The sequence below is a fragment of the Streptomyces sp. MnatMP-M17 genome, assembly GCF_900091995.1.
GTDB lineage: Bacteria > Actinomycetota > Actinomycetes > Streptomycetales > Streptomycetaceae > Streptomyces.
Genome location: NZ_FMDK01000070.1, coordinates 1 through 4,798, shown reverse-complemented (window position 1 = coordinate 4,798; position 4,798 = coordinate 1). Strand labels below are relative to the sequence as shown.

General features: G+C 72.3%; 4 protein-coding genes and 1 pseudogene. All 5 read right to left on the bottom strand.

Annotated features, from left to right (window positions below; genetic code table 11):
* A pseudogene (locus GA0115259_RS03710) lies at positions 1–572 on the bottom strand (hypothetical protein); the annotation flags it as partial.
* On the bottom strand, positions 566–1,711 hold the full coding sequence (dgoD, locus tag GA0115259_RS03705; protein ID WP_093590746.1) for a galactonate dehydratase: 1,146 nt from the start codon (positions 1,709–1,711) through the stop codon (positions 566–568). The gene dgoD and the pseudogene GA0115259_RS03710, both read right to left, overlap by 7 nt.
* On the bottom strand, positions 1,708–2,529 hold the full coding sequence (locus GA0115259_RS03700) for a FadR/GntR family transcriptional regulator (protein WP_093590743.1): 822 nt from the start codon (positions 2,527–2,529) through the stop codon (positions 1,708–1,710). The genes dgoD and GA0115259_RS03700 overlap by 4 nt, the downstream gene beginning before the upstream one ends.
* Positions 2,530–2,597: 68 nt before the next feature.
* Positions 2,598–3,356 carry an SDR family NAD(P)-dependent oxidoreductase gene (locus tag GA0115259_RS03695; RefSeq protein ID WP_093590740.1) on the bottom strand — a complete coding sequence of 253 codons (759 nt, stop codon included), beginning with the start codon at positions 3,354–3,356 and terminating at the stop codon, positions 2,598–2,600.
* A gap of 102 nt (positions 3,357–3,458) precedes the next feature.
* Positions 3,459–4,798 (bottom strand): alpha-galactosidase (locus GA0115259_RS03690; protein WP_141716442.1); only part of this gene is annotated, 1,340 nt, incomplete at its 5' end.

Below are 4,798 nucleotides of genomic sequence, written 5' to 3'. Positions count from 1 at the left end.
CGGAGCCGGTCGAGCGGCACGCCCGCCACCGTGGGCCAGCGGCCCGGGAGCCAGCGCGCGCCGCCGTCGGGATACAGCCGGACGGCCGCGCCCTCGGCCATCAGCGCCCGTGCCTGCCCGGAGAGTTCGAGCAGCGCGTGCGCGGCCCAGAGGAACCGGTAGCCGGGCGCGGCGGACAGCCGGTAGTCCACGACCGTACGCGCGGCGTCCGTGGTGATCCGCCGGACCAGCCGGAAGTCCGGGCAGTCCACCTCCTCGGCCGCCGCCTCCGAAGCTCCGACCGACGCGCCGTCGCCGGTCCGCCGCCATACCCGTGACCACGCGTCGCCATGATCCGGTGTCCCCCGGATCGTCGGAACACACTCCTCCAGACCGCCCGCGTCGGCGAACGCGTCCCCGGGACGGACGCCCGCCCGGCGCGGCTCGTCCCGGAACCACAGCCACTCCCGACCGCCGCCCTCACCGCCTCCGCCGCCCGCACTTCCTCCTCCGCCTCCGCCGCTCAGCGACGTCCAACGCCCGCCGTGCGCCGGATCCGTGACAACAAAAGGCCCGGTCCCCGTGCTCACCATTCCGCGAACGACCCGTCCGCGTGCCGCCACACCGGATTGCGCCACGCGTGTCCCCGGCGGTCGGCGGCCCGTACCGCGTCCTCGTCCACCGTGATGCCGAGGCCCGGCAGCCCGGTGCGGTGCGCCTGCCCGGCCTCGAACCGGAACGGTTCGGTGTCCACCACGTACGACAGCAGATCCGCGTCCTTGTTGTAGTGGATGCCCCGGCTCTGCTCCTGGATGAGGAAGTTCGGTGTGCAGAAGGCGATCTGGAGGCTGGCGGCGAGCGCGATGGGCCCGAGCGGGCAGTGCGGCGCCAGTTGCGCGCCGTACGTGTCCGCCAGTGACGCGATCCGGTGCACCTCCGAGATGCCTCCCGCGTGCGAGAGGTCCGGCTGCGCCACCGCGATGCCCGCCGCCAGTGCCGGCAGGAACTCGGCCCGTCCGTAGAGCCGTTCGCCGGTGGCTATGGGCACCGGGCTCGCCGCCACCAGTCCGGGCAGCAGATGCCCGTGCTCGGGCAGCAGCGGCTCCTCGGCGAAGAGCGGATGCAGCGGGCCTATCTCCTGGAGGACGCGCCGGACACCGGCCGGGCCGAAGCGCCCGTGGAAGTCCACGGCCACATCGCGGTCCGGGCCGAGGACCTCGCGGGCCGCGGCCACCCGCTCCACCACCGCGTTGGTCTCCGCGAGGGTGGTGATCGGCGACGTACGGCCCGCCGCGTTCATCTTGACGGCGGTGAAGCCCGCCTCGACCTGCTCGGTTATCTCCTCGGCCAGCCGCGCCGGCTCATCGCCGCCGACCCATGCGTAGACGCGTACGGTGTCCCTCACCGGGCCGCCGAGCAGGGCGTGCACGGGCGCTCCGTACGTCTTGCCCGCGACGTCCCACAGCGCCTGGTCGATGCCCGCGACGGCGCTGGAGAGCACCGGACCGCCGCGGTAGAAGCCGCTCTTGCTGAGGATCTGCCAGTGGTCCTCGATCCTGAGCGGATCCTGGCCGATCAGATACTCGGCGAGTACGTCGACCGCGGCCCGTACGACCTCGGCCCGGCCCTCGACCACCGGTTCGCCCCAGCCGACCACGCCCTCGTCGGTCTCGACACGGCAGAACAGCCAGCGGGGCGGGACGAGGAACGTCTCCACGCGAACGATCTTCACTTGGCCTCGGGGCCCTTCTCCTCGGTGCCGCCGCCTGGCGTCTCCTCGGTGCTGTCGCGTGGCGCGCCGTGCACCTTGTCGAGGTCGCGTACGGCCTGGTCGAGCAGGGCGCGCATGGCACGCTCCGCCGCGTCCTGGTCCTGCGCCCGTACGGCGTCGAGAACGGCACGGTGGCTGGGTACGGGATCCTCGCCGTGCGGTGAGCTGTGCACGATCTGGTCGCGATGGGCGAGTCCGGACTCGATGACCATCTCCATGCGTTCCAGCAGTTCGTTGTGGGTGGCCGCGAGCAGCGCGCGGTGGAAGGCGAGGTCGGCCTCGACCGCGCGGGCGGCGCCGCTTGGCCCACCGGTCCCGTCGACCCCACCGGCCCCGTCGTTTTCGTATTCCGCCGTCCCGCCCATCGCCTCCAGCGCCGCCTCCAGCGCCGCGAGATCGGCGTCGGTGCGGCGCGCGGCGGCCAGCCGTACCGCGGCCGGTTCCACGATCCCGCGCACCTCGCCGAGATTGCGCAGCAGACCGAGGTCGGCCTCGGAGCTGGTGCCGTCGGCGAACTGCCAGCGCAGCACGTCCGCGTCCAGCAGATTCCAGTCGGCACGCGCTCTGACGAAGGTGCCTCTTCGCTGGCGCGCGTCGACCATCCCCTTGGCCCCGAGCACCTTCAGCGATTCGCGCAGGGCGGTCAGACTGACGTCCAACTCTCGCTGCAACGCCACGAGATCGAGTGTCGCCCCCTCGGGAATCTCCCCGCTGAGCACCCGGCGCGCAAGAATCTCCACGGTCTGGCCGTGCACTCCGCGGCGCGCGTACGGCGTCATGTCGTTCTGCCTTTCTGCTGGTCGGTCGTTGTCCGGCGGTCGGTGGCGCGGTGTCGGGCGGCCGGCGGTCAGGCCGACGCCTTCACCACGCTCCAGCCGCCGTCCACGAGCAGGCTCGATCCGGTGATGTACGAGGCTTCCCCGGCCGCCAGGAAGGCGATCGCGGCGGCGACCTCCTCGGGTCTGCCGAAGCGGCGGGCGGCGGTCTCGGCGATGCTGCGCTCCCGGTCCTCGGCCGGCACCCGGTCCCAGGCGGCGGTCAGGATCGGGCCCGGCAGAACGGTGTTGACCCGGACTTCGGGCCCGTACTCCACGGCGAGCTGTCCGCCGAGCGAGAGCAGCGCGCCCTTGGAAGCGGCGTACGCGGGATGCCCGGGAATGCCTTTGTGCGCGTGCACGGACGAGGTGAGGACCACCGCGCCGCGCTGCTCGCGCAGATCGGGAAGCACGGCCTTGAACCCGAGGAAGCCGCCGGTGAGATTGACGGCGAGCTGCCGCTCCCAGGCGTCGAGCGACATCTCATGGGCGGGCGCGACCCGTACGGTGTAGGCGTTGCTGACGAGGACTCCGACGGGCCCGTAGGTGTGCGCGGCGGCCACGATCCGGTCCCAGTCGCCCACGTCGGAGACATCCGCCGGGACGAACGCGGCACGGCCGCCGGCCGCGCGGATGTCCGCGGCGACGGCTTCGCCGCGCTCCTTCGCGATGTCCGCGAGGATCACGGCCGCGCCTTCGGCGGCGAGCCGCTGCGCGGTGGCGGCGCCGATGCCCGAGGCGGCTCCGGTGACCACGGCGACGCGGTCGGTGAAACGGGCGGTTGGGATCATGGGACGGGTCGACTCCTTGGGAAAAGAGGGCTGTTGGCCGGGTGCCGGGTGCTCGACAGGGCCCGGGCGTCCTGACTGTAGTGACTGTGCGGTCCTGCCCGGTTACTCGCGCATGAGGACCACCAGCTCCGCGTCGTACCGCTCCGTCCAGGCGAACGGCACACCGGAATGGACGAGATGGGCGCCGCCGTACAGGACGCCCGACGCCTGGTCGCGATAGCGGGCCGCCGGATCGAGCCCGCGCAGCCGCAGTCTGGCCGCGCGTCCCGGGACCAGCGGCGCGCCGTCGAGACGTCCGGTGTTCCACGCCATGACGACGACCCGGCCGCCGCCCGGCTCCTCGTACTGCACTCCGCAGGTGGCGTCCGCAGGCGAGTTCAGCAGCCGCGCCTCGCCGTGGTGGACGACCTCGCGGATCTCCTTGTAGCGGGCGATCCACTCCGCCGCCTCCGCGCGCTGCTCCTCGGACCAGTGCCGGATGTCGGCGCCGATGCCGAGCACGCCCGCCGCCGCGGTGACGAAGCGGAAGCCGAGCGAGCGCGGGCGCGGATCGAAGACACCGGGCGCGTCGGTGACCCAGGAGCTCATGGTGTGCGGTGCGTGCGCGTGGAGATAGCCGTACTGGATGGACAGCCGGTCGAGCGGCGCGGTGTTGTCGCTGGGCCACACCACATCCGTACGGGCGAGTGTGGCGTGCTCGATCCGGGCGCCGCCGCCCGCGCATCCTTCGACGGTGACCTCCGGATGACGCATACGGAGATGGTCGAGGACCCGCAGATAGCCGACGACATGCGCGGCGTCCAGATCCTGTTCCTCGACGGGACCGCCGCCGGGCCTGCCGCGTTCGGTGGGCGGGCGGTTCATGTCCCACTTGAGATAGCTGATGGCGTGGCCGTCGAGCAGCCGGTCGAGCGTGCCGAGGACAAAGTCCTGTACGTCCTCACGGCCGAGGTCGAGAAGGAGCTGGTTGCGTACGAGCGTGGCGGGACGGCCCTCCAGGCGGTAGACCCACTCGGGATGCGCCGCGTACAGCTCGGACGCCGGGCTGATCGCCTCCGGCTCCACCCACAGTCCGAAGTCCAGGCCCAGATCGCGGACTTGAGCGATGAAGTAGTCGAAGCCTTCCGGGAAGGACGCCGGATCGGGATACCAGTCGCCGAGCCCGCCGGTGTCGTCGGACCGTCCGGGAAACCAGCCGTCGTCGACGACGAACAGCTCGGCTCCCATCCCGGCCGCGATCCGGGCCAGTTCGAGCTGGGTCGCGACGCCGACGTCGAAGCCGGTGGCTTCCCAGGAGTTGTAGAGCACCTTGCGGGGCCGGTGCATCCGGTCGCCGGTGAGCCGGCGCTCGTAGCGGTGCCAGACCCGGGTGAGTCCGTCGAGCCCGTCCGGGCTGAAGGCGCAGGCGAGCCGCGGAGTGGTGAGTGTGGCGCCGGGCGCGA

Bases quoted from the DNA above. Each gene is read 5' to 3' on its own strand.
- GA0115259_RS03700 (WP_093590743.1), bottom strand. From the start codon at position 2,529: ATGACGCCGTACGCGCGCCGCGGAGTGCACGGCCAGACCGTGGAGATT.
- GA0115259_RS03695 (WP_093590740.1), bottom strand. From the start codon at position 3,356: ATGATCCCAACCGCCCGTTTCACCGACCGCGTCGCCGTGGTCACCGGA.